This is a genomic window from Streptomyces pallidus (ex Mingjun et al. 2026) (assembly GCF_051550185.1).
Taxonomy (GTDB): Bacteria; Actinomycetota; Actinomycetes; order Streptomycetales; family Streptomycetaceae; genus Streptomyces.
In genome coordinates this window covers 5,899,310-5,922,892 of the sequence record NZ_CP196181.1, presented here as the reverse complement: position 1 = coordinate 5,922,892, position 23,583 = coordinate 5,899,310, and the positions used below count along the sequence as shown (strand labels likewise).

19 protein-coding genes are annotated in these 23,583 nt (G+C 73.7%); 4 read left to right on the top strand and 15 right to left on the bottom strand.

The window, feature by feature from the left end; all coding sequences use genetic code 11:
- Positions 1 to 64: 64 nt before the first annotated feature.
- From ACSHWO_RS26260 to ACSHWO_RS26230, 7 genes are all read right to left on the bottom strand, one after another.
- Positions 65 to 1,249, bottom strand: coding sequence for a segregation and condensation protein A (locus ACSHWO_RS26260; protein ID WP_438315481.1), 1,185 nt, complete (start codon positions 1,247 to 1,249; stop codon positions 65 to 67).
- 372 nt (positions 1,250 to 1,621) lie between these two features.
- Positions 1,622 to 2,137 carry a hypothetical protein gene (locus tag ACSHWO_RS26255; protein WP_438315478.1) on the bottom strand — a complete coding sequence of 172 codons (516 nt, stop codon included), beginning with the start codon at positions 2,135 to 2,137 and terminating at the stop codon, positions 1,622 to 1,624.
- Positions 2,122 to 3,282, bottom strand: a complete 1,161-nt coding sequence (locus tag ACSHWO_RS26250) for a ParA family protein (RefSeq protein WP_385849167.1) — start codon at positions 3,280 to 3,282, stop codon at positions 2,122 to 2,124. The genes ACSHWO_RS26255 and ACSHWO_RS26250 overlap by 16 nt, the downstream gene beginning before the upstream one ends.
- A 335-nt stretch (positions 3,283 to 3,617) precedes the next feature.
- Complete coding sequence (gene ald, locus ACSHWO_RS26245; protein WP_361098007.1) at positions 3,618 to 4,733, bottom strand: alanine dehydrogenase; 1,116 nt, start codon at positions 4,731 to 4,733, stop codon at positions 3,618 to 3,620.
- A 151-nt stretch (positions 4,734 to 4,884) separates the two neighbouring features.
- Positions 4,885 to 6,930, bottom strand: a complete 2,046-nt coding sequence (locus ACSHWO_RS26240; protein WP_438315474.1) for a tetratricopeptide repeat protein — start codon at positions 6,928 to 6,930, stop codon at positions 4,885 to 4,887.
- Between the two features lie 97 nt (positions 6,931 to 7,027).
- Positions 7,028 to 7,657 carry an NUDIX hydrolase gene (locus ACSHWO_RS26235; protein WP_361098069.1) on the bottom strand — a complete coding sequence of 210 codons (630 nt, stop codon included), beginning with the start codon at positions 7,655 to 7,657 and terminating at the stop codon, positions 7,028 to 7,030.
- Positions 7,658 to 7,748: 91 nt separating this feature from the next.
- Positions 7,749 to 9,401, bottom strand: coding sequence for a CTP synthase (locus ACSHWO_RS26230; RefSeq protein WP_438315471.1), 1,653 nt, complete (start codon positions 9,399 to 9,401; stop codon positions 7,749 to 7,751).
- Positions 9,402 to 9,883: 482 nt separating this feature from the next.
- Here ACSHWO_RS26230 and ACSHWO_RS26225 point away from each other — a divergent pair, with 482 nt between their 5' ends.
- From ACSHWO_RS26225 to ACSHWO_RS26215, 3 genes are all read left to right on the top strand, one after another.
- Positions 9,884 to 11,680 (top strand): glycoside hydrolase family 15 protein, encoded by a 1,797-nt coding sequence (locus ACSHWO_RS26225; RefSeq protein ID WP_385849170.1) that lies wholly within the window; start codon positions 9,884 to 9,886, stop codon positions 11,678 to 11,680.
- A 90-nt stretch (positions 11,681 to 11,770) separates the two neighbouring features.
- On the top strand, positions 11,771 to 13,153 hold the full coding sequence (locus ACSHWO_RS26220) for an FAD-binding oxidoreductase (protein ID WP_438315468.1): 1,383 nt from the start codon (positions 11,771 to 11,773) through the stop codon (positions 13,151 to 13,153).
- A 34-nt stretch (positions 13,154 to 13,187) separates the two neighbouring features.
- Positions 13,188 to 14,810, top strand: coding sequence for a PucR family transcriptional regulator (locus ACSHWO_RS26215; protein WP_438315465.1), 1,623 nt, complete (start codon positions 13,188 to 13,190; stop codon positions 14,808 to 14,810).
- A gap of 292 nt (positions 14,811 to 15,102) precedes the next feature.
- Here ACSHWO_RS26215 and ACSHWO_RS26210 read toward each other — a convergent pair whose 3' ends face one another.
- The 6 genes from ACSHWO_RS26210 to ACSHWO_RS26185 all read right to left on the bottom strand — a co-directional run bounded on the left by ACSHWO_RS26210 (position 15,103) and on the right by ACSHWO_RS26185 (position 21,201).
- The gene (locus ACSHWO_RS26210) at positions 15,103 to 15,771 is read right to left on the bottom strand and encodes a class I SAM-dependent methyltransferase (RefSeq protein ID WP_361098024.1); all 669 of its coding nucleotides are present in this window, start codon (positions 15,769 to 15,771) and stop codon (positions 15,103 to 15,105) included.
- Between the two features lie 25 nt (positions 15,772 to 15,796).
- Positions 15,797 to 16,918 carry a glycosyltransferase family 4 protein gene (locus ACSHWO_RS26205; RefSeq protein ID WP_438315462.1) on the bottom strand — a complete coding sequence of 374 codons (1,122 nt, stop codon included), beginning with the start codon at positions 16,916 to 16,918 and terminating at the stop codon, positions 15,797 to 15,799.
- Positions 16,919 to 17,265: 347 nt separating this feature from the next.
- The gene (gene recN, locus ACSHWO_RS26200) at positions 17,266 to 18,984 is read right to left on the bottom strand and encodes a DNA repair protein RecN (RefSeq protein ID WP_438319276.1); all 1,719 of its coding nucleotides are present in this window, start codon (positions 18,982 to 18,984) and stop codon (positions 17,266 to 17,268) included.
- 129 nt (positions 18,985 to 19,113) lie between these two features.
- Positions 19,114 to 20,043 carry an NAD kinase gene (locus tag ACSHWO_RS26195; RefSeq protein ID WP_438315459.1) on the bottom strand — a complete coding sequence of 310 codons (930 nt, stop codon included), beginning with the start codon at positions 20,041 to 20,043 and terminating at the stop codon, positions 19,114 to 19,116.
- 68 nt (positions 20,044 to 20,111) lie between these two features.
- A complete protein-coding gene (locus tag ACSHWO_RS26190; protein ID WP_385849174.1) occupies positions 20,112 to 20,927 on the bottom strand; it encodes a TlyA family RNA methyltransferase in 816 nt (271 codons plus the stop codon).
- A gap of 7 nt (positions 20,928 to 20,934) precedes the next feature.
- On the bottom strand, positions 20,935 to 21,201 hold the full coding sequence (locus tag ACSHWO_RS26185; protein WP_361098036.1) for a hypothetical protein: 267 nt from the start codon (positions 21,199 to 21,201) through the stop codon (positions 20,935 to 20,937).
- 65 nt (positions 21,202 to 21,266) lie between these two features.
- Here ACSHWO_RS26185 and ACSHWO_RS26180 point away from each other — a divergent pair, with 65 nt between their 5' ends.
- Positions 21,267 to 21,614 (top strand): SCP2 sterol-binding domain-containing protein, encoded by a 348-nt coding sequence (locus ACSHWO_RS26180; RefSeq protein ID WP_361098039.1) that lies wholly within the window; start codon positions 21,267 to 21,269, stop codon positions 21,612 to 21,614.
- Positions 21,615 to 21,668: 54 nt separating this feature from the next.
- Here ACSHWO_RS26180 and ACSHWO_RS26175 read toward each other — a convergent pair whose 3' ends face one another.
- Entirely contained in the window at positions 21,669 to 22,517 is an 849-nt protein-coding gene (locus ACSHWO_RS26175; RefSeq protein WP_438315454.1) for an ABC transporter ATP-binding protein, read from the bottom strand.
- Entirely contained in the window at positions 22,514 to 23,560 is a 1,047-nt protein-coding gene (locus ACSHWO_RS26170) for a FecCD family ABC transporter permease (RefSeq protein WP_438319275.1), read from the bottom strand. Before ACSHWO_RS26170 ends, ACSHWO_RS26175 begins: the two co-directional genes overlap by 4 nt.
- Positions 23,561 to 23,583: the final 23 nt, after the last annotated feature.

Genomic DNA, 23,583 nt, shown 5'->3' with positions numbered 1-23,583 from the left:
TGCGGTGTCGTCGGCTCTGCCGGGGTCGCTCATGCGCTCGTACGCTCGTTCCACGTACCCATTCTCATTCCGTGACCTCCACGGGCCGGTCGAACTCGTCCGTCACGACGGGCATGCCGTCGCCGTCCCCGCCCGTCCACCGGACGGTGAGGGTCCGCAGCGCCTCCTCCTGGTCGAGGACCACCGCCTTCTCGCGGTACAGCTCCAGGAGGGCGAGGAAGCGGGCGACGACGGTGAGGGTGTCGCCGGTGTCCTCGGTGAGGTCCTGGAAGGTGGCGGTGCCGCGCGCCTTGAGGAGCGCGACCACCAGGGCCGCCTGCTCGCGCACACTGACCAGCGGCGCGTGGATGTGGTCCACGTAGACCTGCGGCTGGGCCCTGGGCTGCATGGCCTTGACCGCGAGGCGGGCGAACCCCTCCGCGCCGATGCTGATGACGACGTCGGGCAGGAGCTCGGCGTGGTGCGGTTCGAGGCCGACGGTGCGGGGGTAGCGCTTGCCCTCGGCCTCGTTGCGCTCCTCCAGGAGGGAGGCGATCTGCTTGTACGCGCGGTACTGGAGCAGGCGCGCGAAGAGCAGGTCGCGGGCTTCGAGGAGGGCGAGGTCGGCCTCGTCCTCCACCTCGGCGGTGGGCAGCAGCCGGGCGGCCTTGAGGTCGAGCAGGGTCGCCGCGACCACCAGGAACTCGGTGGTCTGGTCGAGGTCCCACTCCGGGCCCATGGCGCGGATGTGCGCCATGAACTCGTCGGTGACCTTGGAGAGGGCGACCTCGGTGACGTCGAGTTTGTGCCGGGAGATCAGCTGGAGCAGCAGGTCGAACGGCCCCTCGAAGTTGTCGAGCCGCAACGTGAACCGCCCGTCGCCGACCTGCGCCCCGTCCCGGCCCCCGCCGTCCGCCGCCTCCGCCGCCGCCTCGACCCCCTCCACTGCTTCCGCCGCCTCGACTGCCTCCTTCACCTCGGCGGGCTCGACACGGTCGGCCGGCTCGACGGGCTCGGTGGGCCGGGCGGAGGCAGGGAGGGACGCCTCCGGCACCTCCTGGGCCTCAGGGATGCCCTGCGGTACCGCAGCAGGGGCTTCAGCGGCTGCCTGAGCGGCTTCGGGGGCGCCGCCGGCGTCCGGGTGCGCCACGCCGGGCGCAGGCTGCTCGGCGGCCGTCTGCGGCCGCGCGGGCGCGGGCGCGGCGGGCACGCCCGGGCCACGCCCCAGGGTCCGGCGGGGCGGGCGGCCGGGGTCGGCGGGAGAGGGCATCGCAGTCCAGGGTGGTACGGAAGGTCGGGCCGATGGGCCACCCCCAAGGCTCCCACGAACCACGGCACCCACGGCCCCCGGACCCACCCGCGGCCGGGCACCGACGCGAAGGCGCGACGAGGAGCCGGGCGCGGGCCGGGCCGACGGGCGGGTTCGGCCGGCCGGGACCCGACGAGCCTGCGGGCCGACAGCGTGGCCCGCGGCGGAGACGGGCGGCCCCGGACAACGACCGACGGCCGGGCCGGCCGGGCTGCCGAGGCGGGGCCGGTGACTACCGTGGCGGGGGCGGCCGCGGAGCCGGGGGCCGGGCCGGCTACCGGGACAGAACGGCAGCGCCGGCGGCAGTCGCCTCGGGGCCCGGGCGCGGAGGCGTCAGCGGCCGCGGAGGCGGCGGACCAGGATGCTGGCGTCGCCGCGGGATTCCAGGTCCGCCAGGACGACCGCCACCGCTTCACGGACGATGCGGCCGCGGTCCACCGCGAGGCCGTGTTCGCCGCGGAGCACCAGGCGGGCGTGCTCCAGGTCCATCAGCTCCTCGGCGGAGACGTAGACCGTGATCTTCTCGTCGTGCCGCTCACGCCCGCTGGGTCGGCGGCTCGCCGTCCGGCCCGGGGCCTTGCCGCGCCGGGCGGGCGGGTTGACAGAACCTTCCTGCGGCCGCCGCGGGGCTCCCACCACCGGGTCCGTGCGGTCCGTGCCGGCCGCCGCCTCCCGGCCGCCACGGCCCTCCCCCGACGGGGACGGGGCCGGCCCCGAGGCCGCCGAGTGCTCCGGCGGGGCCTCCGGGGCCTCCTCGCCGCCCCGCTTCGGCGAGGACGACTGCAGCGCCATCCCACCGGTCGTACGGAAGAGTTCGTCGGCTCCGGGCAGACTCACTCGGCGTGACACCGGGCGAGCACCTCCCTGGCCAACTGGCGGTAGGCGGCGGCGCCGACGGAGTTCGAGGCGTACGTGGTGATCGGCTCGCCGGCGACCGTGGTCTCCGGGAAGCGCACCGTACGGCCGATGACCGTGTGGTACACGTGGTCGTCGAAGGCCTCGACGACGCGCGCCAGCACCTCGCGGCTGTGCACCGTGCGGGAGTCGTACATCGTGGCGAGGATGCCGTCGAGCTCCAGCTCGGGGTTGAGCCGCTCCTGCACCTTCTCGATGGTCTCCGTGAGGAGGGCGACGCCGCGCAGGGCGAAGAACTCGCATTCCAGCGGCACGATGACCTTGTGAGCCGCCGTCAGGGCGTTCACGGTCAGCAGGCCGAGCGAGGGCTGGCAGTCGATGACGATGTAGTCGTAGTCGTTCATCAGGGGCTTGAGCGCCCGCTGCAGCGTCGACTCGCGCGCGACCTCGCTGACCAGCTGCACCTCGGCGGCGGACAGGTCGATGTTGCTCGGCAGCAGGTCCATGTTGGGGACCGCCGTCTTGAGCAGCACCTCGTCGGCCGACATGCCCCGCTCCATGAGCAGGTTGTAGACCGTCAGGTCGAGTTCCATCGGGTTCACGCCGAGACCCACGGACAGGGCGCCCTGCGGGTCGAAGTCGACGAGCAGCACGCGGCGCCCGTACTCGGCGAGCGCGGCACCCAGGTTGATGGTGGACGTGGTCTTGCCCACGCCGCCCTTCTGGTTGCACATCGCGATGATCTTCGCGGGACCGTGGTCGGTCAGCGGACCCGGGATCGGGAAGTACGGCAGGGGCCGCCCGGTGGGGCCGATCCGCTCGCGGCGCTGGCGGGCAGCGTCGGGGGCGAGGGTGGCCGCGTACTCGGGGTCGGGCTCGTACTCCGCGTCGGGGTCGTAGAAGTGCCCCTCGGGCACCTGGTCGTAGTCGGCGAAACCAATGGGCGTATCGCCGCTGTGGTCGCCGGCCGTGGAGTTCACGTCTAGGCCGTCCATGCTCTTTTGGGGCGTCGTCATGTGCTGGTGGTTTGCGAAGGTGCGGACTGCGACGGAGCCGACAGCTTCGAGCCCGGCCGGGCCCTGGCCCCGCTCAGACGTTCCTGCTCGACCACCCCCAGGAGTAAATGTCGACTCATTCACAAGTCGTCTTACCTCCTCGGACGTGACCAGGACACTTATCGATAGGTCAGCGTGGCACCATGCCGACGGTTGGCGACTCTATGGCGTGTCACCGCTCAGCGGCAACACAATCCACTGGACCGGCAACGATGTGTCGGCATCCGAACACCACTCTGTCAAGGGCGTCCGGCCCACCTCTGTGAAGTTTCGCAGGTGCGCGAAAGGGTTAAAGGGTTACGTTCGAGGCGAGTTGAACGGCGGACGCAGTCCCTCCGCAAACGCGTCCGGCCGGACCTTGCGGGCAAGGTCCGGCCGGATACGTGATATTGACGTCAGTCGTTGACGGGGCGGTCGGGTCAGCCGAGCAGCGCGCCGAGCTCGACGGACTCCAGGCCGTGGGCCTCGGCGACCGGGCCGTAAACGACCTTGCCGTCATGGGTGTTGAGGCCCAGTGCCAGCGCGGGGTCACGGCGCAGCGCCTCGACCCAACCGAGGTTCGCGAGCTGCACGATGTAGGGCAGCGTGGCGTTCGTCAGCGCGTAGGTGGAGGTGTTCGGAACCGCGCCCGGCATGTTGGCGACGCAGTAGAAGACCGAGTCGTGGACCTGGAAGGTCGGCTCGGCGTGGGTGGTCGGACGGGAGTCCTCGAAGCAGCCGCCCTGGTCGATGGCAATGTCGACAAGGACACTTCCGGGCTTCATCTTGGCGACGAGCTCGTTGGTGACCAGCTTCGGGGCCTTCGCACCCGGGATCAGCACAGCGCCGATGACGAGGTCGGCCTCGATGACGGCCTTCTCCAGCTCGTACGCGTTCGAGACGATCGTCTTCACCTTGGTGCCGAAGACCTTGTCGGCCTCGCGGAGCTTGTTGATGTCCCGGTCGAGCAGGGTCACGTGGAAGCCCATGCCGATGGCGATCTGCACCGCGTTCCAGCCGGAGACGCCGCCGCCGATGACGACGCACTCGCCGGCGTGGGTGCCGGGGACGCCGCCGGGGAGCACGCCGCGGCCGCCCGCCGAGCGCATCAGGTGGTAGGCGCCGACCTGCGGGGCCAGGCGGCCCGCGACCTCGGACATCGGGGCGAGCAGCGGGAGCGCGCGGTTGGCGAGCTCGACCGTCTCGTACGCGATGGCGGTGGTGCCGGACTCCAGCAGCGCGTCCGTGCACTCGCGGGAGGCCGCCAGGTGCAGGTAGGTGAAGAGGGTCTGGTCCTTGCGGAGGCGGTGGTACTCCTCGGCGATGGGCTCCTTGACCTTCAGCAGCAGGTCGGCGGTCGCCCAGACCTCGTCGGCGGTGGCGAGGATCTCGGCACCGGCGGCGACGTACTCGGCGTCCGTGATCGAAGAGCCGACACCGGCGTTCTGCTCGACGAAGACCTGGTGGCCGTTGCGGACCAGCTCATGCACGCCGGCGGGCGTGATGGCGACCCGGAACTCGTTGTTCTTGACCTCGCGGGGGATGCCGACCTTCATCGTCGATCACGGTCCTTGGCTCAGGGGAAATTACGGGGCACTTCCATACATACCCGTCCACAAGGCGCGCAACGGGATGCACCACGAGATGACGTGGTGGAGCCAGTCTAATGAAGGATGAGGCGCTGTCTAGCCTTGCAAACCAATAATCTCAGTCGTTACCACTGCGGATTTCGCAGGCCGCGGGGTCGTCTCCCAGCAACTTGTCGGCCGCTGACCGGTGCAGACGCGCAGCCGCCGGATCGCCCAGCCGGTCGAGGGTGTCGGCGAGGCGCACCTGCAGCGCCGCCTGAAGGCGCAGGTCCCCGGCCCGCCGGGCAAGATCGACCGCCTCGCGGCAGGTGTGCAGCGATTCCTCGGGCCGTCCGGCGTACTCCTGGATTCGCGCCATCTCGCTCAGCGCCTTCGCCTGCCCCGGTACGTCGGCCAGCCGCCGGTAGCCCGCGGCCGCCGCGCGCCAGCTGCGCAGCGCGTCCCCGTACCGGCCCGCGTGGGTGTAGGCGTTGCCGAGCCGCCCGTACAGCCGGGCCTCGTCCTCGCGCTCGCCGCGCGCCAGGGCCTGGGCCAGGGCCCGGCCGAACCAGTCGGCGGCCCGGTGCCAGTCGCTGAGCTCCTGGTAGGCGCCGCCTACGGATTCCATCGCCCGGCCGGTGGCGTACGGGTCGTTCGCCGCCCGCCCGGCGTCCAGCGCGGCCCGGTAGCGTTCGAGTGCCTCGCGGGTCCGGCCGGTCTCGGCGTCCAGGTCGGCCAGGTTCAGCAGGGCCGCGGCCTGCTCGCGGTGCAGGCTGCGGCGCTCGGCCACGTCCAGGACCAGCCGGTGCAGCCCGTACAGCTCGGGCGCGGCGGCCGCGGTGCCGCGGTGCTCGGCGAGGGCCCGGACGAGTCCGGCGACGATCCGGCGGGCCAGGGTGTCCAGTCCCCCGTCGGCCACGGCCAGCTGGGCGGCCGCGGACAGGGCGGGCAGCCGGGTGTCGAGCCAGGTGGCGGCGGACCGCCGGTCGGGGAAGCGGAGTGCGCGCGGCACCCCCTCCAGCAGATCCCGTACGTCCTCCCCCTCCGCGGCGGCCATGACCTGGCAGGAATGCAGCAGGCGTACGGTGCGCTCCAGCATCCGGGCCCGGGCGAGCTGGACCTCGGCGGGCCGCTCCCGGGTTTCGAGCAGCGGGCGGATCAGCGGGACGAGGCAGCCGGGCAGCAGGAACAGGCCGTCGGCGCCGTGCCGGACGAGGCCCAGCCCGGCGAACTCCTCGAGGACCGACTGGGCGGCGGCGACGGAGCAGCCGGCGAGGGCGGAGGCGGTGTGCGAGTCGACGATGCCGGCGGGCGCGAGCGGCAGCAGCCGCAGGGTCCGCTGGGCGGGCTGCGGCAGGGACTCGTAGACGAGCCGGAAGCCGCGGCCGAGCGGGCCTTCCCCGTCGGACGGCATGTCGTGCAGCTGCTTGGCGGTGTCGGAAACGGAAGCCTTGGGGTGGGCGGCGAGCCAACCACCGACGAGGGCGAGTACGGCCGGCTGCCTGTCGCACACCTCGGCGAGCTTCTCGGCGGCGCGCGGGTCGACGGCGATCCGGGTGGTTCCGATGTGCTGGGCGAGCACCTCCACGGCGGAGGCGGTGTCCAGGCCGCCCAGGGTGCAGGGGCGCACGTCCGGGATGCCGGTCAGCGGCCCCTCGGCGGTGAGGACGACCAGGCAGTCCGGGTTGTCGGGCAGCAGGGCGTCGACCTGGTAGGGGTCGGAGGCGTCGTCGACGAGGAGGACGGCCCGCCGCGCCGAGAGGGCCGTGCGCAGCGCGGAGCTGAGCTCGTCCTCGGCCGCGCCGGGCGGGGTGGGCTCGCCGAGCCCCTCCAGGAGGGTGCGCAGGGCGCGTTCGGTGGCGATGGGCCGCCCGCCGGGCGCGGTCAGCCGGACCCGGAGCAGGCCGTCCGGGTAGTCGGCGGCGATCTCGCGGACGAAGGCCTCGGCGAGGGCGGTGCGGCCCGAGCCGGGGCGTCCGGCGATCAACAGCAGGCGTGCCCGGGGGGCCTTGGCCTTGCGGCCCGAGAGGGTGTCGAGCCCCGTGCGCGCGATGTCCTCGCGCAGCTCCTTCAGCTCCCGCCGCCGCCCGACGAAATCCGCCACGGATCCGCTCCTCTCCCTGCCTTCGGGGTGCGAGCGTAGTTCACGCTGAGCGACGACCCGTGGGGAGCGCGGCGGGCACATCGCCCGATCGGATCAGCCGATGGTCACACCGCACCCCGGACGGCCCACGCGGCCGCGGCGGCCGCCCCGCCGGTCGGCCCGCCGGCGGCCCCGCCGGTCACGCCTCGTAGGGACGCGCAGGCCAGGGGGCCTCGGGGCCGCGCAGGGCGTCGAGGCCGCCCGGCGCGGCCAGCGCCGCGGACAGCGCGAGCACGCCGGTGACCAGTCCCGGGTTGCCGAGCCGGCCTTCGAGGACGCCGCGGACCAGGTCGGTGAGGGGAACGCGGGCCACCTCCATGTCCGCCTCCTCCTCGGAGACGGCGTACCGCTCCCCCTCGGCCTCGGAGAGGTCCCGGGCCAGGAAGATCCGGATCGCCTCGTCCGAGCCTCCCGGGGAGGCGAAGAAGTCGGCCAGCACCCGCCAGTCCCCGGCGCTGACGTGCGCCTCCTCGTACAGCTCGCGCCGGGCCGCGTGCAGCGGGTTCTCCCCCGGTACGTCCAGCAGGCCGGCCGGCAGCTCCCACAGCTTGTGCCGCACGGGGTGCCGGTACTGCCGCAGCACGAGCACGGCGCCGTCGGCGTCCAGCGCCAGCACGCACACCGAACCGGGGTGCACCTGGTAGTCGCGGCGGGCCAGGGTGCCGTCCGGCATCCGCACCTCGTCCGAGCTGACCGACGTCTTGGCCCCTCGGAACGGGACCCGGGAGTCGACGGTCTCCCACGACTCGGCGGTGTCTGCGATGCCCATGGTCATGCCCGCTACCTCTCCCCAGAACGCGATGACGGCCGGGGCGGGATCCGTTCCCTGCCCCGGCCGTCTACCGTATGCGGTCAGCGCCTCACCCGGCGGACTGCTGCCGCTCCACCGCCGCCTTCACCAGGCCGGCGAAGAGCGGGTGCGGGCGCGTCGGGCGCGAGCGCAGCTCCGGGTGGGCCTGGGTGGCCACCAGGTAGGGGTGCACCTCGCGCGGGTACTCGACGTACTCGACGAGCTTGTTGTCCGGGGAGGTGCCGGAGAAGACGACGCCCGCCTTCTTCTCCAGCTCGCCGCGGTAGGCGTTGTTCACCTCGTAGCGGTGGCGGTGGCGCTCGTCCACGTAGGCCTGGTCGCCGTAGACCTCGCGGACGATCGAGCCCTCGGCCAGCTTGGCCGGGTACATGCCCAGGCGCATGGTGCCGCCGAGGTCGCCGGCGCCCTCGACGAAGGCGAGCTGCTCCTCCATGGTCGAGATGACCGGGTGCGGTGTGGACGGGTCGAACTCGGTGGAGTTGGCCTCGGGGATGCCGGCCAGGTTGCGGGCGGCCTCGATGACCACGCACTGCAGGCCCAGGCACAGGCCGAGCAGCGGGATCTTGTTCTCGCGGGCGTAGGTGATCGCGCCGACCTTGCCGTCGACACCGCGGTCGCCGAAGCCGCCGGGGACGCAGATCGCGTCGACGTCGGACAGCTGGGCGGCGGCGCCGGCCGGGGTCTTGCAGTCGTCCGACGTGACCCACTTGATCTTGACGCGGGCGCGGTTGGCGAAGCCGCCGGCGCGCAGCGCCTCGGTGACCGACAGATAGGCGTCGGGCAGGTCGATGTACTTGCCGACGAGCGCGACGGCGACCTCGTGGTCGGGGTTGTGGACGCGGTCGAGGAGGTCCTCCCAGACGGTCCAGTCCACGTCGCGGAACGGCAGGTCGAGCTTGCGCACGACGTACGCGTCGAGGCCCTCGGTGTGCAGGACCTTCGGGATGTCGTAGATGGACTTCGCGTCGATGGCGGCGACCACGGCCGCCTCGTCCACGTCGCACATCAGCGAGATCTTGCGCTTGATGGAGGTCGGGACGTCCCGGTCGGCGCGCAGCACGATCGCGTCGGGCTGGATGCCGATGTTGCGCAGGGCCGCGACCGAGTGCTGGGTCGGCTTGGTCTTCAGCTCGCCGGAGGGGCCGATGTAGGGCAGCAGCGAGATGTGCACGACGAAGACGTTGTCGCGGCCGACCTCGTGGCGGACCTGGCGGACGGTCTCCAGGAACGGCAGCGACTCGATGTCGCCGACCGTGCCGCCGACCTCGGTGATGACGACGTCGACGTCGTCGGTCGCCATGCGCCGGATGCGGTGCTTGATCTCGTTGGTGATGTGCGGGATGACCTGCACGGTGTCACCGAGGTACTCGCCGCGCCGCTCCTTGGCGATGACGGTGGAGTACACCTGGCCGGTGGTGACGTTGGCCGAGCCGTCGAGGTCGACGTCCAGGAAGCGCTCGTAGTGGCCGATGTCCAGGTCGGTCTCGGCGCCGTCGTTGGTGACGAACACCTCGCCGTGCTGGAACGGGTTCATCGTGCCCGGGTCGACGTTCAGGTACGGGTCGAGCTTCTGCATCGTGACCCGAAGGCCCCGAGCCTTCAGCAGGGCACCCAGGCTGGAGGCCGTCAGGCCCTTGCCGAGGGACGAAGCGACACCCCCGGTGACGAAGATGTGCTTGGTCGTCGTGGATTTGGGCGGCATCGCCAAGAGGGGGCTCCCGTGGTCGCGAAGTGAGGTGCGTCCGGCGCCGGCCACCGTCGAACCGGAAGGTCTCTGGGGGCGCCGAAGCTGCGGTTTCGGGGTGCCTGATGCCCACAGGCGGACCACCGATCCACGGGGTACCAGCCTATCAGCGCCCGGGGCGCTCCGCCTCCGGGCACGCGGCGCGACGTGGGACCCGACCGCCAGCTACCGCATGGCGTACCGCCGATCGGGCGACATCCGCCCTGGTCACCCGTTCGGACGAGCGGCACTGTCCCCGGACTTCGAGAGATCACTAGGGTGCCGTCATATCCTGCTCGAATATCGCTGCACATCGCCGCCGAGCAGTCCGGCAGACGGCGTAACCCGGCCGCATCCGGAATCATGAGCTCAGTGCGGGGATCCACACACGGAAGACCGCGCAACCGCGCAATGCAAGCGCCCTTCGGGGCGGACGTGGCCGTTTCGACTGGAGAAGCAACGTGTCCGGGCGCATCGAGGATTACGCACTGATCGGAGACACGCAGACCGCCGCACTGGTCTGCCGGGACGGGTCGGTGGACTGGCTGTGCCTGCCACGGTTCGACTCCCACGCCGTCTTCGCGAGCCTTCTCGGCACGGAGGACCACGGGTTCTGGCGGATCGGGCCGGCGGGCTCCGGGGCGCCGTACGCCGACCGCCGCCGCTACCAGGGCGATTCGCTGGTCCTGGAATCGGAGTGGGACACCGCGGACGGCACCGTCCGCGTCATCGACTTCATGCCGCCGCGCGAGGACCACGCCCCGCAGCTGGTCCGCATCGTCGAGGGCGTCACCGGGAGCGTGCGGATGCGCTCGGCGCTGCGCATGCGGTTCAGCTACGGGCGGGTGGTGCCCTGGGTGCACAAGGTGGACGCGCGGACCGTCGCCGTCGCCGGCCCCGACTCGGTCTGGCTGGACTCCGACGTGCCGACGTACGGCGAGGACCTGACGACGTACTCCGACTTCACCGTCGGCCCGGGCGACCGGGTGGCCTTCTGCATCAGCTGGCAGGCCTCGCACCGCGGCGCGCCGGAGGTCCCCGACGCCGCGGCGGCGCTGACCGCCACCACCGCGTTCTGGCGGGAGTGGGTCGACCACTGCACGTACCACGGCCCCTACCGGGAGGCCGTGATCCGCTCCCTGATCACCCTGAAGGCGCTGACGTACGGGCCCACCGGCGGCATCGTCGCCGCCCCCACCACCTCCCTGCCCGAGGAGATCGGCGGGGTCCGGAACTGGGACTACCGCTACACCTGGCTCAGGGACGCGGCGATCACCCTCTCCTCGCTGCTGCGCACCGGCTACCGCGAGGAGGCCCAGGCCTGGCGCGAGTGGCTGCTGCGCGCGGTCGCCGGCGACCCCGACAACCTGCAGATCATGTACGGCATCGCGGGCGAGCGGGAGCTCGGCGAGACCGAGCTGGACTGGCTGCCGGGCTACGAGGACTCCCGCCCGGTCCGGGTCGGCAACGGAGCCGCGCACCAGCTCCAGCTGGACGTGTACGGCGAGGTCACCGAGGCCCTGCACCTGGCCCACATGACGGGCCTGGCCCGCAACGACTACGCCCAGGGGCTCCAGCTGAAGCTGATCCGCTACCTGGAGACGCACTGGGACCAGCCGGACGAGGGCATCTGGGAGGTCCGCGGACCGCGCCGGCACTTCGTGCACTCGAAGGTGATGGCGTGGGTGGCGGTGGACCGCACGATCAAGCTGATCGAGAGCGGTGACGCGGAGGGCCCGCTGGACCGGTGGCGCGAGCTGCGCGACGAGATCCACCAGGACGTGTGCGAGAAGGGCTACGACAAGGAACGCAACACCTTCACGCAGTCGTACGGCTCGAAGGAGCTGGACGCCTCCCTGCTGCTGATCCCGCAGATGGGCTTCCTCCCGCCGGACGACAAGCGGGTCATCGGCACCATCGAGGCGATCCAGCGCGAGCTGTCCACGCCCGACGGGTTCATCCTGCGCTACCCCACGGCCGGCGAGGAGGCCGGCGTGGACGGCCTGGAGGGCGACGAGGGCGCCTTCCTGGCCTGCTCGTTCTGGATGGCCGACGACCTCGCGATGATCGGCCGGGTCGACGAGGCCCGCCACCTCTTCGAGCGGCTGCTGGCCCTGCGCAACGACCTGGGGTTGCTGGCGGAGGAGTGGGACCCGCGGCTGCAGCGGCAGGTCGGCAACTTCCCGCAGGCCTTCAGCCACGTCCCGCTGATCGACACGGCCCTGCGGCTGACCGCGAGCGGCGCGTACGGCGGCTGACCCGGCCGGACCCCGCCTACGGGAGGTGGGGTCCGACGAGTCCGCCTACGCTGGAATGGTCCTTTGCCCTCCCGGCGGAAAGGGGCAGCCATGGCTCCCCTCTCGAAGGCGGGCACGGCGCTTGCCGCGCTCCGCGAGGATCTGGCCGGCGACGTCTTCGCGCCCGGCGACGCGGGCTACGACGAGGCCCGGCGCGTCTTCAACGCGATGATCGACCGCAGGCCTGCCGTCATCGCCCAGTGCGAGGGCGTCGCGGACGTGGTCACGGCCGTCCGCTTCGCCCGGGACCTGGACCTGCACGTCGGCGTGCGCGGCGGCGGCCACAGCGTCGCCGGCATGGCCCTCAACGACGGCGGGGTGGTCGTCGACCTGCGCCGGATGCACGAGGTGACCGTGCACCCGGCGGCCCGGGCCGTCCGCGCGGAGGGCGGGGCCACGATGAGCCACCTGGACCGGGCCTGCCAGCCGTACGGCCTGGCCACGACGGGCGGCCGGGCCTCCACCACGGGCCTGGGCGGCTACGTGCTGGGCGGCGGCAGCGGCTGGCTGGACCGGAAGTTCGGGCTGGCCGTCGACAACCTGCTGGGCGTGGAACTGGTGACCGCGGACGGCATGGTGGTCGAGGCGACCGCCGAGGAGAACCCGGAGCTGTTCTGGGCGCTGCACGGCGGCGGCGGGAACTTCGGCATCGCCACCTCCCTCACCCTGCGGCTGCACGAACTGCCCGCGTTCTCCTTCGCCCTGGTGCTGGCCCTGCCCGAGCACGGGCCGGCCCTGACCCGCGCCTACCGCGAGGTCGTCGAGAGCGGCCCCGACGACGTCGGCGGGGGCATCCTCTACCTGACCGGCTCGCCGGACGACTTCATGCCCGAGCACCTCGTCGGCACGCTGCTGGCCGCGGCGGTCATGACGTACGCGGGCCCGGAGGAGGGCGTCCGCAAGCTCGCGGCGCCGCTGCTGGCCGTCCCGCACGAGGTGGAGGTCGTCGCGGCGCCGCCGTACGCCGACTTCCAGTGCATGCTCGACGACCCTCCCGACATGCGCAACTACTGGTCGGCCGAGTACCTGACCGGCATCCCGGACGAGATGCTCGACGTGTTCTGCGCCCGCGCGGCCGACATGCCGGTGCCGTCCGGCTGCCAGCACGTGCTGTTCCCGCAGGGCGGTGCGATCGCCGCCGGGCCGCCGCAGTGGCCGGTCCCGTACCGGGACGCGCCGTGGGTGGTGCACCCGTTCGGGATCTGGGAGGACCCGGCCGACGACGTGCGCGCCGTCCAGTGGGTCAAGGCCGTACGGGCCGACGCGCAGCCGTGGAGCACCGGCGCCGTGTACCTCAACTTCACCGGCGACGAGGGCCCGGAGCGGGTCGTGGCGGGTCTCGGGGCGGAGAACGTGCGCCGACTGGCCGAGGTGAAACGGCAGTACGACCCGGACAACGTCTTCCGCTTCAACCACAACATCAGGCCGTTGTAGCGGCGGAACGGGCCGTGCGTTAGCGTCCCGCGCTATGGACAACCAGGGCGGGATCACCGTTCAGCGGGCACTGGAGCTACCCGGGCTGCGCAGCGGCTTGCCGGAGGTGGTGGCCTGCGCCGACCGCCTCGGCCGGACCGTGCGCTGGGTGCACGCGGGCGAGGTCCCGAACATCGCGTCCCTGCTCAAGGGCGGGGAACTGCTGCTGACCACGGGCCTGGGCCTGGGCACCCGGCCCGCCGAGCAGCGGGCCTTCGTCCGCCGCCTCGCCGAACGGGGCATCGCCGCCCTGGTCGTCGAGCTCGGCCCGCGCTTCACCCGGCTCCCGGCCACCCTCGTGGACACGGCGCAGGCGGTCGGGCTGCCGCTCGTCCAACTGCACCGCGAGGTCCCCTTCGTGGCCGTGACGGAGGAGGTCCACACCGAGATCGTCAACGGCCACTTCGCACTGCTCCAGCGCGCCGAGGAAGTCCACCGCCGGTGCACGGAAGCCCTGCTGAGCGGCGGCGGCATCCCCCAGGTGCTGCACATCCTGGCCGACTTCACCGCGAACCCGGTGTTCCTCGAGACCCCCGACGGCCAACTCCTCTACGGGGCCGGCCCGGTGGCCGGGGAGGCCGCCGCCGATCCCCTCCAGGTGTGGGAAGGACTGCGCGGCCAGCGCGAGGCCGGCCCGTCGGGCCACACCGTCGTCGTCGACGTGCCCGGAGGCGGCCCCGGCACCGGCTCGGTCCGGGCGCGGCTCGTCCTGCTCGGGGTGTCGGCGCCGCCGATGCCCGTGCACCGGATGGCGGCCGAGCGGACCGCCGGCGTACTGGCCGTCGTCCTGATGCAGGCCCGGCAGGAGGAGGAACTCGCCGCCCGCGGCCGCGGCGACTTCCTCACCGACCTGGCCGAGGGGCGGATCTCCGCCGAGGACGCCCCGGCGCAGGCGCGGGTCCTCGGCTTCCGGCCGGGAGCCGGACCGCTGCTGCCCGTCGTGATGCGGCTGTCCACGGACCTCGGGCCGGCGGGAAACTGGGCCGTGCTGGCCCGCGCCGTCCTGGAGGAACTGTCCGCGGTCGGCGTGCCGGTGCTGCTCGGGGTCCGGCCGGTCGAGGGCCGCGTACCGCTGCTGGTGTCCCTGCGGGCCGAGTCGGAGCGGACCGCGGTCGCCGACCGGGTCGCGGCCGCGCTGCGGGCCGGGGTCGAACGGGCCGGGCTGGACCGGGCCGCCGCCCCGCCGGCGGTCGTCGTCGGGGTCGCGGGCGGCTGGGCGGCCGTCTCCGCCGGGCTGCGGCACGCGGCCGAGACCGCCACCGCCGCCCACGGGCTGCCCGCCCGGCCCTGGTACGACGCCCGGCGCCTGGACATCGACCTGCTGCTGTGGCGGCTGCGGGAACATCCCGACCTGGCGGCCTTCGTGGACCGGGCGATCGGGCCCCTGCGGGCCCATGACGCGGCGTCGCGGCCGCCGCTGCTGCCGACGCTGGAGACGTACCTGGCGCATGCGGGGCGGAAGGCGGAGACGGCGCGCGAGCTGCACCTGAACCGGCAGACGCTGTACAACCGGCTGGCCCGGATCTCGGAGCTGCTGGGTACGGACCTCGACGACCCGGAGACGGTGCTCTCGCTGAGCCTGGCCCTGCGGGCGCGCCGCCACGCGTCCCCGTCCTGACGCGCCCGCCGGGCGCAGGTGGCGCCCCCTGCCCGCTGCCGGGCGGCCCGGGTGCGGGTACGGCCCTGCGGGCGGCATGCCGCACCCCGCCCCTTCCCGGAACCGTGGACTCCGCCCCCCGGCCCTCCGGTGCCTCGAACGCCGGCGGGGCCGAGGCATCGGGGCTGCGCCCCGGTCCCCGTTTCCGTGCGCTGCGCGCCCGGTGCGCTCAAACGCCGCGCGGGCTGGACATCCCGGCCCCGCCGGCGCATTCCGCGTTCGGGGCGCGGGGGTGGGTGCACCGGGCCCGGGGTCAGGGGTGGCGCCATACCAGGGTGTAGCGCCAGAACAGCCGGCGGCGCAACCGCACCCCCGGCAGCACGGCTTGGGCCTCCCGGACGATGTCGGTGAAGGCCAGCTCCGGCGCGCGGGTCGGCGCCGTCATCGCCACCGGCCGCGGCCCGCGCCGCCCGCGGTTCTTCAGCCAGCCCATGGCGGCGTTGGCCGGTACCGCCACCGCCCCCAGGAGGTGGTCCACCGGCGTCCGGGCCTGCGCCAGCCCGACGACCACCAGCGTCCCTCCGGGCGCGAGGCGCCGCCGGAAGCAGCTCAGCGCCCGGTCGAACGGCATGTGGTGGATCGCCGCGACGCACGTGATCACGTCGTACGGGCCGCCCGGGAGTTCGGGGTCGGCCACCGCGTCCGCGACGGTGTACTCCACGGGAAGCGCGGCAGGGGTCAGTTCCCGGGCCCGGTCCGTGATCCCCTGGTCGGAATCGACCGCCGTCACGCGGGCCGCCCGCCCGGCGAGGAGCCTCGCGAGGTCCCCGCTGCCGGAGCCGACGTCCAGGGCGCGCTCGAAGCGCTTCGGCAGCTGCCGCAGGATCCAGCGGTGGTAGTGGGCGTTGTGGTCCCACGGGTGGGCGGCGTTGAAGCGTTCGAGGGCCCGCAGCACACCGGGCGTGAGGGTCTTCGTCTTCATCCGGTCAGTCCATCACGCCGTCCGCTCAGCGCCGGCGGTCCATCAGTTCGTCGTAGACGGCGAGGACCTGGGCGACCGCGTCGTCCTCCGACGGCCAGGTCGCCGACTGGGCGCGGCCCGCCGCGGCCAGCTCGGCCCTCCGGGCCGGGTCCGACAGGAGCGCGGAGACCGCCTCGGTCAGGGCGGGCGCGTCCCCGTACGGGAGCAGCACCCCCGCGTCCCCGACCAGCTCCGGCACGCCCCCCACCGCCGTCGCGACCAGCGGCACGCCCAGCCTCAGTGCTTCCTGCGCCAGCAGCGACCGCGCCTCCCACCGGCTGGGCAGCACCGCCACGTCGGCCGCGGCGAGCAGCTGCACCGCGTCCCGGCGCCGCCCGAGCAGCCGGACCGGCAGCCCCTCGGCTTCGATCCGCCGGGACAGCTCCCCGCGCTGCGGGCCCTCCCCCGCGATCACCACCAGCGGTACGGGTTCCAGCGCCCGCCAGGCCCTCGCCGCGTCCAGCAGGACGGTGTACCCGCGGTGCGGGACCAGGCTCCCGATCGCGATCACCAGCGGCCGCCCGACCGCGCCCAGCTCGGCCCGCACCTTGCCCGGGTCCGTGCCCGGGGCGGGGCCGCCGCCGGCTCCGGTGGGGGCGGCGGGCCGGGCCAGCCGGGCGTCCCGGGCGCCGCGGGCCCGTGCGAGGTCCACCTGGTCGGTGGAGGCGCCGAGGACCACGGCCGCGGCCCGCGCGACCTGTCGTTCGACGAGGCGTCCGAGCCGCCCCAGCGGCCCTTCGGGGGCCGGCTCGCCGCCCTGCCAGGTGACCACGAGCGGCACGCGGCGCCCGCGCAGCGCCAGCAGGGCCCGCACCGCCGCCCGTACGCCGTGCGCGTGCACCACGTCCGCTCCGGCGCAGGCGGACCGCAGGGCGCTCACCGCGTCCGGCGCGAACTGTGCTCCGGCGCCGGTGAAGTCGTACTCCCCTTCCGCTTCGACGGGGGCGCACACCGTGACGCGCACCCCGCGCGCGGCGAGACCGGTCGCGAGGGACCGTACGTGCGCGCTGCTGGCCGCGCCGGCACCGCCGAGCACCTGGACGGTGCGCAGGGGCGGCCGGCCGTACGGCTGTGCGGGGGCCGGAATCCGGACCGGGGAGCTGCTCACGGCTCGAAGCTCCTGGATGAGGGGGCAGAGTCGCCGCCCAGGATGCCAGCCCGCACGCGCGTTCCGGGACCATACGGGTGCTGATCCCGCACGAGATACCGTCACACGCCCCCGAGCGTCACCCACACGGCGTAGCGCCTCGTCATCCCGACGCCACCTTCGCGCCACCCCACGCCTCCCCCCACGCCTCCCCACTCGCCACCCCCGCCGGTGGCCGCCGCCAGCGGCCGACGCGCGTCCACGCGGCGCGCGTACAAGCGGGTGGTGCCGGACGCGTGGTCCCGGCGCGTACGCCGAGGGCCCGGAGCGCCGTGCGCTCCGGGCCCTCGCGGCTCGTGGTCGTGCCGCTACGCGTCGGCGCGTGCCGCCGCGAGCAGTTCCTCGGCGTGCGCCCGCGCGGACACCGAGTCCTCGTGACCCGCCAGCATGCGCGACAGCTCGCGGACGCGGTCCTCGCCCTCCAGGACGGTGACGCCGCTGCGGGTCACCGAGCCGTCGTTGGTCTTCTCGACCAGAAGTTGCCGGTCCGCGAAGGCCGCCACCTGCGGCAGGTGGGTGACGACGACGACCTGCGCCGACTTGGCGAGCTTCGCCAGGCGCCGGCCGATCTCGACCGCCGCCTTGCCGCCGACGCCCGCGTCGACCTCGTCGAAGAGGTACGTCGGGACGGGGTCGGAACCCGCGAAGACGACCTCGACGGCCAGCATGACGCGCGACAGCTCACCGCCGGAGGCGCCCTTGGCGATCGGCCGCGGCTGCGCGCCGGGGTGCGGGGCGAGCAGCAGCTCGACCTCGTCGGCGCCCGAGGGCCCGTAGGCGACGCGCCGGCCGCCGACCTCGACGCCGTCCTCGTCCTCCGTCTGGCGGACGTCGATGGTCACCCGGGCGTGCGGCATCGCCAGCGAGGCCAGCTCCTCCGTGACGGCGGAGGCGAACCGGGTGGCGGCCTCCGTCCGGGCGTCCGTCAGGGCCTGGGCCAGCTGCGAGAGTTCGGCGGCGAGCCCGTCCCGCTCGGCGGCGAGCTCGGTGATCCGCTCGTCGTCGCCGTCGAGTTCCAGCAGTCGCGCGGAGCCCTGCTCGGCCCACTCCAGGACGGCGTCGATCGAGTCGCCGTACTTGCGGGTGAGCTGGGTCAGGGCCGCCCGCCGCTCCTCCACCGCGGCGAGCCGCAGCGGATCGGCGTCGAGGTCGTCGGCGTACCCGGCGAGCTCGCCGGCCACGTCGGTGAGCAGGATCTGGAGCTCCCCGATCCGCTCTGCGAGGGAGCCGAGCACCGGGTCGTGGGACCGTACGGCCTCCAGGGCCCGGTGTGCGCCCGCGACGAGCGTGTTCGCGTCGACGCCCTCCGGGTCCTCGACGTTGCCGGCGAGCGCCGCGTGCGCGATCTGCGCCGCCGAGGCGAGCGCTTCGGCGTGGCCGAGCCGCTCGGCCTCCGCCGCCAGCTCGGCGTCCTCGCCGGGCAGCGGTTCCACGGCCGCGACCTCCTCCAGCCCGAAGCGGAGCAGGTCGGCCTCCTGGGCCCGTTCCCGGGCGCGCGTGGTGATCTCGTCGAGCTCGGTGGCGACGGCGCGCAGCCGCCGGTACGCGGCCGCGTACTTCTCCAGCGGGACCGCGACGGCGTCGCCTGCGTACCGGTCGAGGGCCTGTCGCTGGCGGGCGGGCCGCAGCAGGCCCTGCTGGTCGGTCTGGCCGTGGACGGCGATCAGGTCGTCCGCGAGCTCGCCGAGCAGGCCGACGGGCACGGCCCGGCCGCCGACGTGGGCGCGGGAGCGCCCTTCGGCGGACACGGTCCGGCTGATCAGCAGGGTGCCGTCGTCGAGCTCGGCTCCGGCCTCCTCGGCCCGGACGGCCGCGGGCGCGCCGGGGCGCATGACGATCCGGCCCTCCACGACCGCCGCCTTGGCGCCGATCCGGACGAGGGCCGGGTCAGCGCGCCCGCCGAGCAGCAGCCCGAGGCTGGTGACGACCATCGTCTTGCCCGCGCCGGTCTCGCCGGTCACCGCGGTGAAACCGGGCGACAGCTCGACCACCGCGTCGTCGATGACCCCGAGTGACCGTATCCGCATCTCCTCAAGCACGGGACGACCATACCGAGGTTTGACCGGTGTCATGTGACGTCACCCGTCGAGAATTCTCCGAACGAATGTGCTATTAACGACACCCCGGCGGGCCCGCGCTCGGGCGCCGCCGCGGCGCTAGTGGGGCGCGCCGCGCCAACCCGACACGGGCAGCGCGAACTTGGCGACGAGCCGGTCCGTGAACGACGCGTGGTGCAGCCGGGCGAGCCGCACCGGCACCGCACCACGGCGGACCTCCACCCGCGCCCCGGCGGGCAGCTCCAGCATGCGCCGACCGTCGCACCACAGCACCCCGTGCGGGGCGCCGGCCTGCACCTCCACGGCCAGCACCGAGTCCGGCGAGGTCACCAGCGGCTTGGCGAACAGCGCGTGGGCACTGATGGGCACCATCAGCAGCGCCTCCACCTCCGGCCAGACCACCGGCCCGCCGGCCGAGAAGGCGTACGCCGTCGAGCCCGTCGGGGTGGCGCAGACGATCCCGTCGCAGCCGAAGCCGGACACCGGGCGCCCGTCGATCTCCAGGACCACCTCGAGCATCCGCTCGGGGGCCGCCTTCTGCACCGCGGCCTCGTTGAGCGCCCAGTCGCGGTGGACCACGTCGCCGTTGGTCCGCACGAGCACGTCGAGGGTCATCCGGTCCTCGACCTCGTACGCCCGCGTGACCACCCGGTCGACGACCTTGTCGAGGTCGTCGCGCTCGGCCTCGGCGAGGAAGCCCACGTGCCCCAGGTTGACGCCCAGCATCGGCACCCCCGAGCCGCGCGCGAACTCCGCGCCGCGCAGCAGGGTCCCGTCGCCGCCCAGCACGATCAGCAGCTCACAGCCCTCCAGCGCCTCCGGCGTACCCTCGGGCACCAGTTCGACCTCGGGCGGCAGCGGCAGGTCCCGCGCCTCGTTCTTCACGACGCGCACGCCCAGGCCGCACCTGAGCAGCCCCTGGACGACCAGCTCGGCGCTGCGGATGGCCGCCGGCCGGCCGGTGTGCGCGACCAGGAACACGGTCCGGCCCGCCGCCAGGGGCCCGCCCCGCGCGACGGCGGCCTCCACACCCGTACGGGCCGTGTGACCCGTGGAAGCCGTTGAACCCGTTGAACCGTTCGATCCCGCTGAATCTGTCACTGCGGCCCCTCCGCCACTGCACGGTCGACATCCTCCGGGTCGAGTGCCGGTGCCCCCGCCCTCAGCCACAGAAAGTACTCCACGTTGCCGGACGGGCCCGGCAGCGGACTCGCGGTCACCCCGAGCACCCCCAGCCCCAGTGCCGCCGCCTGCGCGGCGACCCCGCGCACGGCCTCGGCCCGCAGCTCGGGGCTGCGCACCACGCCGCCGCTGCCGAGCCGCTCCTTGCCGACCTCGAACTGCGGCTTGACCATCAGCACCAGGTCCGCGCCCGGCGCGCAGCAGGCGACGAGGGCCGGCAGCACCAGGCCGATCGAGATGAAGGACAAGTCACCGACGACGAGGTCGACCGGGATCCCGTCGATCTGCTCCAGGGTGAGCTCACGGACGTTGGTGCGGTCCTTCACGGTGACCCGGTCGTCGCTCTGCAGCGACCAGGCGAGCTGCCCGTACCCCACGTCGACGGCCATCACGTGGGCTGCGCCCGAGCGAAGCAGCACGTCCGTGAAGCCGCCGGTGGAGGCGCCGGCGTCCAGGGCGCGGCGGCCCTCGACGACGAGCCCCTGCGGCAGGAAGGCGGCGAGTGCGCCCGCCAGCTTGTGGCCGCCCCGGGAGACGTAGTCGGGGTCGCTGTCGTCCTTGAGGACGACGAGGGCCGCGCTGGTCTCGACCTGGGTGGCCGGCTTGGTCGCGGTGGTCCCGCCGACGGTGACCCGGCCGGCGGCGATCAGCTGCGCGGCGTGCTCCCGCGAGCGGGCCATGCTGCGGCGTACCAGTTCGGCGTCCAGGCGGCGGCGTGCCACTCCTGCCACGTTCGGTTCAGCTCCTGTTTTCGTACGGTCCGGGGGCGGGTGCTGCGTCCAGCGCGGTCAGCGCGTCACGCAGGCCCCTGTGCACATCCTCGTACACCGCGACGTGTCCGTCCGCCGTGAGGTGGTCGGCTTCGGCCAGCCGCTCCAGGTGCGCGTCCACCGCGGCGTGCCCGGTGGGGGTCCGTACGAGGCCCAGCGGCGCGGGACCGCCGGGCTCCACGGCGGCCTCCGGCCCCTCGGGGGCCGCGGCTGTGTCGGGCGCTTCGTCGCTCATGCCCCGACGCTACCGCGAAGCACGCGAGCGACCACCCGCGGCTCTGCGGTACGGTCGAGATCACGATGGCTACGATCCAGGAGTGCCGGGCGGCACTCGACCGACTTTCCGACAACCTGCTGCGGGCCGACGGCGACGTGCGCGGCGCGGCCGCCCTCGACCGCTCCCTGAGCTGCCACATCACCGACCTGGACCAGACCTTCACGGGTCGCCTCGACGGCGGCCGGATCAGGGTCGACGCGGTCTCCCCCGGGCCGCCCGCCGCCAAGGCGCAGATCCGGCTGGCGATGACCGGCGACGACCTGGTCGCGATGGTCGGGGGCGAGCTGGCCTTCGCCAAGGCCTGGGCCTCGGGCCGGGTCCGGCTGGAGGCGGGCGTACGCGACCTGTTCCGGCTCAGGAAGCTGCTCTAGCGACCGCGCCCCAGCGCATCGGCACGGGCGGGCGCAGGACCCGCCCCCGACCCCTCAGCCGGTGGCTGCCCCGGCCCGCGGCGCGGTGCGCGCGGACGTGCGCGCCGCCGGGATGACCAGCGGCGTCCCGGTCTCGGGGTCGTCGATGATCCGGCAGCGCAGCCCGAAGACCTCCTCCACCAGCTCGGCGGTGACCACCTCGGCCGGCGGCCCCTCCGCGACGACCTTCCCGCCCCGCATGGCGATCAGGTGCGTGGCGTAGCGGGCGGCGTGGTTGAGGTCGTGCAGGACGGCGACGAGGGTCCGCCCCTGGTTCTCGTGGAGCTCGGCGCACAGGTCCAGCACGTCGATCTGGTGCTGGATGTCCAGGTAGGTGGTCGGCTCGTCCAGCAGCAGCAGCGGCGTCTGCTGGGCGAGGGCCATGGCGATCCACACGCGCTGGCGCTGGCCGCCCGACAGCTCGTCCACGCTGCGGTCGGCGAGGTCGGCGACCCCGGTCGAGGCCATCGACTCCCGGACGATCCGCTCGTCCTCCTTCGACCACTGCCGCAGCAGCCCCTGGTGGGGGTAGCGGCCGCGGGCGACGAGGTCGGCGACGGTGATCCCGTCGGGGGCGACGGAGGACTGCGGCAGCAGGCCCAGGGTCTTCGCGACCTTCTTCGCCGGCAGGGAGCCGATGGCCTGCCCGTCGAGCAGCACCTGCCCGGCGGCGGGCTTCAGCATCCGGGAGAGGGCGCGCAGGAGCGTGGACTTGCCGCACGCGTTGGGTCCGACGATCACCGTGAAGGAGTGGTCGGGGATCTCCACGGAGAGGTTCTCGGCGATGACCCGCTGCTCGTAGCCGAGGGTCACGTTCTGCGCGGTCAGCCGCTGCTGCACCTGCGTACTCCTTGAGTTGGTCATATACGTCCCGCCCTGCGCTCGGTGACGAGCAGCCAGAGCAGATAGACACCGCCGACGAGCCCGGTCAGGACGCCCACGGGCAGCTGGTCGGCGCCGAACGCCCGCTGCGAGGCCCAGTCGGACAGCATCAGCAGGACGGCGCCCATGAGCGCTCCGGTGAGCAGGTTCGACCCGGGCGAGCAGGTGAGGCGGCGGGCCAGCTGGGGCGCGGCGAGCGCGACGAAGCTGATCGGCCCGGCCGCGGCGGCCGCCGCGGTGGTGAGCAGGATGGCCGCCAGCATGAGCAGCATCCGCATGCGCTCGACCCGCACCCCGAGGGCGTACGCGGCGTCGTCGCCCATCTCGGTCATCCGCAGGGCCCGGCCCTGCCCGAGGACCAGCGGGAACAGCACCGCGCAGGTCGCCAGCAGCGGCCACACCTGGCTCCAGTCCCGGCCGGCGAGCGAGCCGGTCAGCCAGACCATCGCCCGGGTGGCGTCGACGAGCTGGGCCTTGGTCAGCAGGTACTGGATGGCGGCGACGAGCATGGCGGAGGTGCCGATGCCGACGAGGACCAGCCGGTAGCCGCTGATGCCGCCCTTGTACGACACGAGGTAGACGAAGACGCCGGTGAGCACGCCGCCGGCCAGCGCGCCGGCCGCGACCGTGTTCGCGTCGCCCTTGAACAGGACGATCACGACGAGGGCGCCGACGGCCGAGCCGTAGTGGAAGCCGAGCAGGTCCGGGGAGCCGAGCGGGTTGCGGGACAGCGACTGGAAGATCGACCCGGACATACCGAGCGCGGCGCCGACGAGCAGGGCGACGAGGACCCGCGGCAGCCGCAGGTCGTTGACGATGAAGTCCTGCGCGGGCGTGCCGTCGCCCAGCAGGGTCTGTACGACGTCCGCCGGCGGGATCTCGAAGTCGCCGGTGCCGATCAGCAGGACGGCCAGCGCCGCCACGGCGGCGGTGAGCAGCAGCCCGGCGGCCAGTGCCCGCGGCTCCACGCGCAGCGACAGCCCGCCTGGGCCGCGCAGGGTCCGGGTCGGGGAGCCGAACCGGATTCGGCCCGGTCGGAGTTCGACGG

Excerpts from the sequence above, each read along its gene's own strand:
- ACSHWO_RS26260 (WP_438315481.1), bottom strand. The coding sequence starts at position 1,249 with ATGCCCTCTCCCGCCGACCCCGGCCGCCCGCCCCGCCGGACCCTGGGG.
- ald (WP_361098007.1), bottom strand. The coding sequence starts at position 4,733 with ATGAAGGTCGGCATCCCCCGCGAGGTCAAGAACAACGAGTTCCGGGTC.
- ACSHWO_RS26240 (WP_438315474.1), bottom strand. The coding sequence starts at position 6,930 with ATGTGCCCGCCGCGCTCCCCACGGGTCGTCGCTCAGCGTGAACTACGC.
- ACSHWO_RS26235 (WP_361098069.1), bottom strand. The coding sequence starts at position 7,657 with ATGGGCATCGCAGACACCGCCGAGTCGTGGGAGACCGTCGACTCCCGG.
- ACSHWO_RS26230 (WP_438315471.1), bottom strand. The coding sequence starts at position 9,401 with ATGCCGCCCAAATCCACGACGACCAAGCACATCTTCGTCACCGGGGGT.
- ACSHWO_RS26220 (WP_438315468.1), top strand. The coding sequence starts at position 11,771 with ATGGCTCCCCTCTCGAAGGCGGGCACGGCGCTTGCCGCGCTCCGCGAG.
- ACSHWO_RS26215 (WP_438315465.1), top strand. The coding sequence starts at position 13,188 with ATGGACAACCAGGGCGGGATCACCGTTCAGCGGGCACTGGAGCTACCC.
- ACSHWO_RS26210 (WP_361098024.1), bottom strand. The coding sequence starts at position 15,771 with ATGAAGACGAAGACCCTCACGCCCGGTGTGCTGCGGGCCCTCGAACGC.
- recN (WP_438319276.1), bottom strand. The coding sequence starts at position 18,984 with ATGCGGATACGGTCACTCGGGGTCATCGACGACGCGGTGGTCGAGCTG.
- ACSHWO_RS26185 (WP_361098036.1), bottom strand. The coding sequence starts at position 21,201 with ATGAGCGACGAAGCGCCCGACACAGCCGCGGCCCCCGAGGGGCCGGAG.
- ACSHWO_RS26180 (WP_361098039.1), top strand. The coding sequence starts at position 21,267 with ATGGCTACGATCCAGGAGTGCCGGGCGGCACTCGACCGACTTTCCGAC.
- ACSHWO_RS26175 (WP_438315454.1), bottom strand. The coding sequence starts at position 22,517 with ATGACCAACTCAAGGAGTACGCAGGTGCAGCAGCGGCTGACCGCGCAG.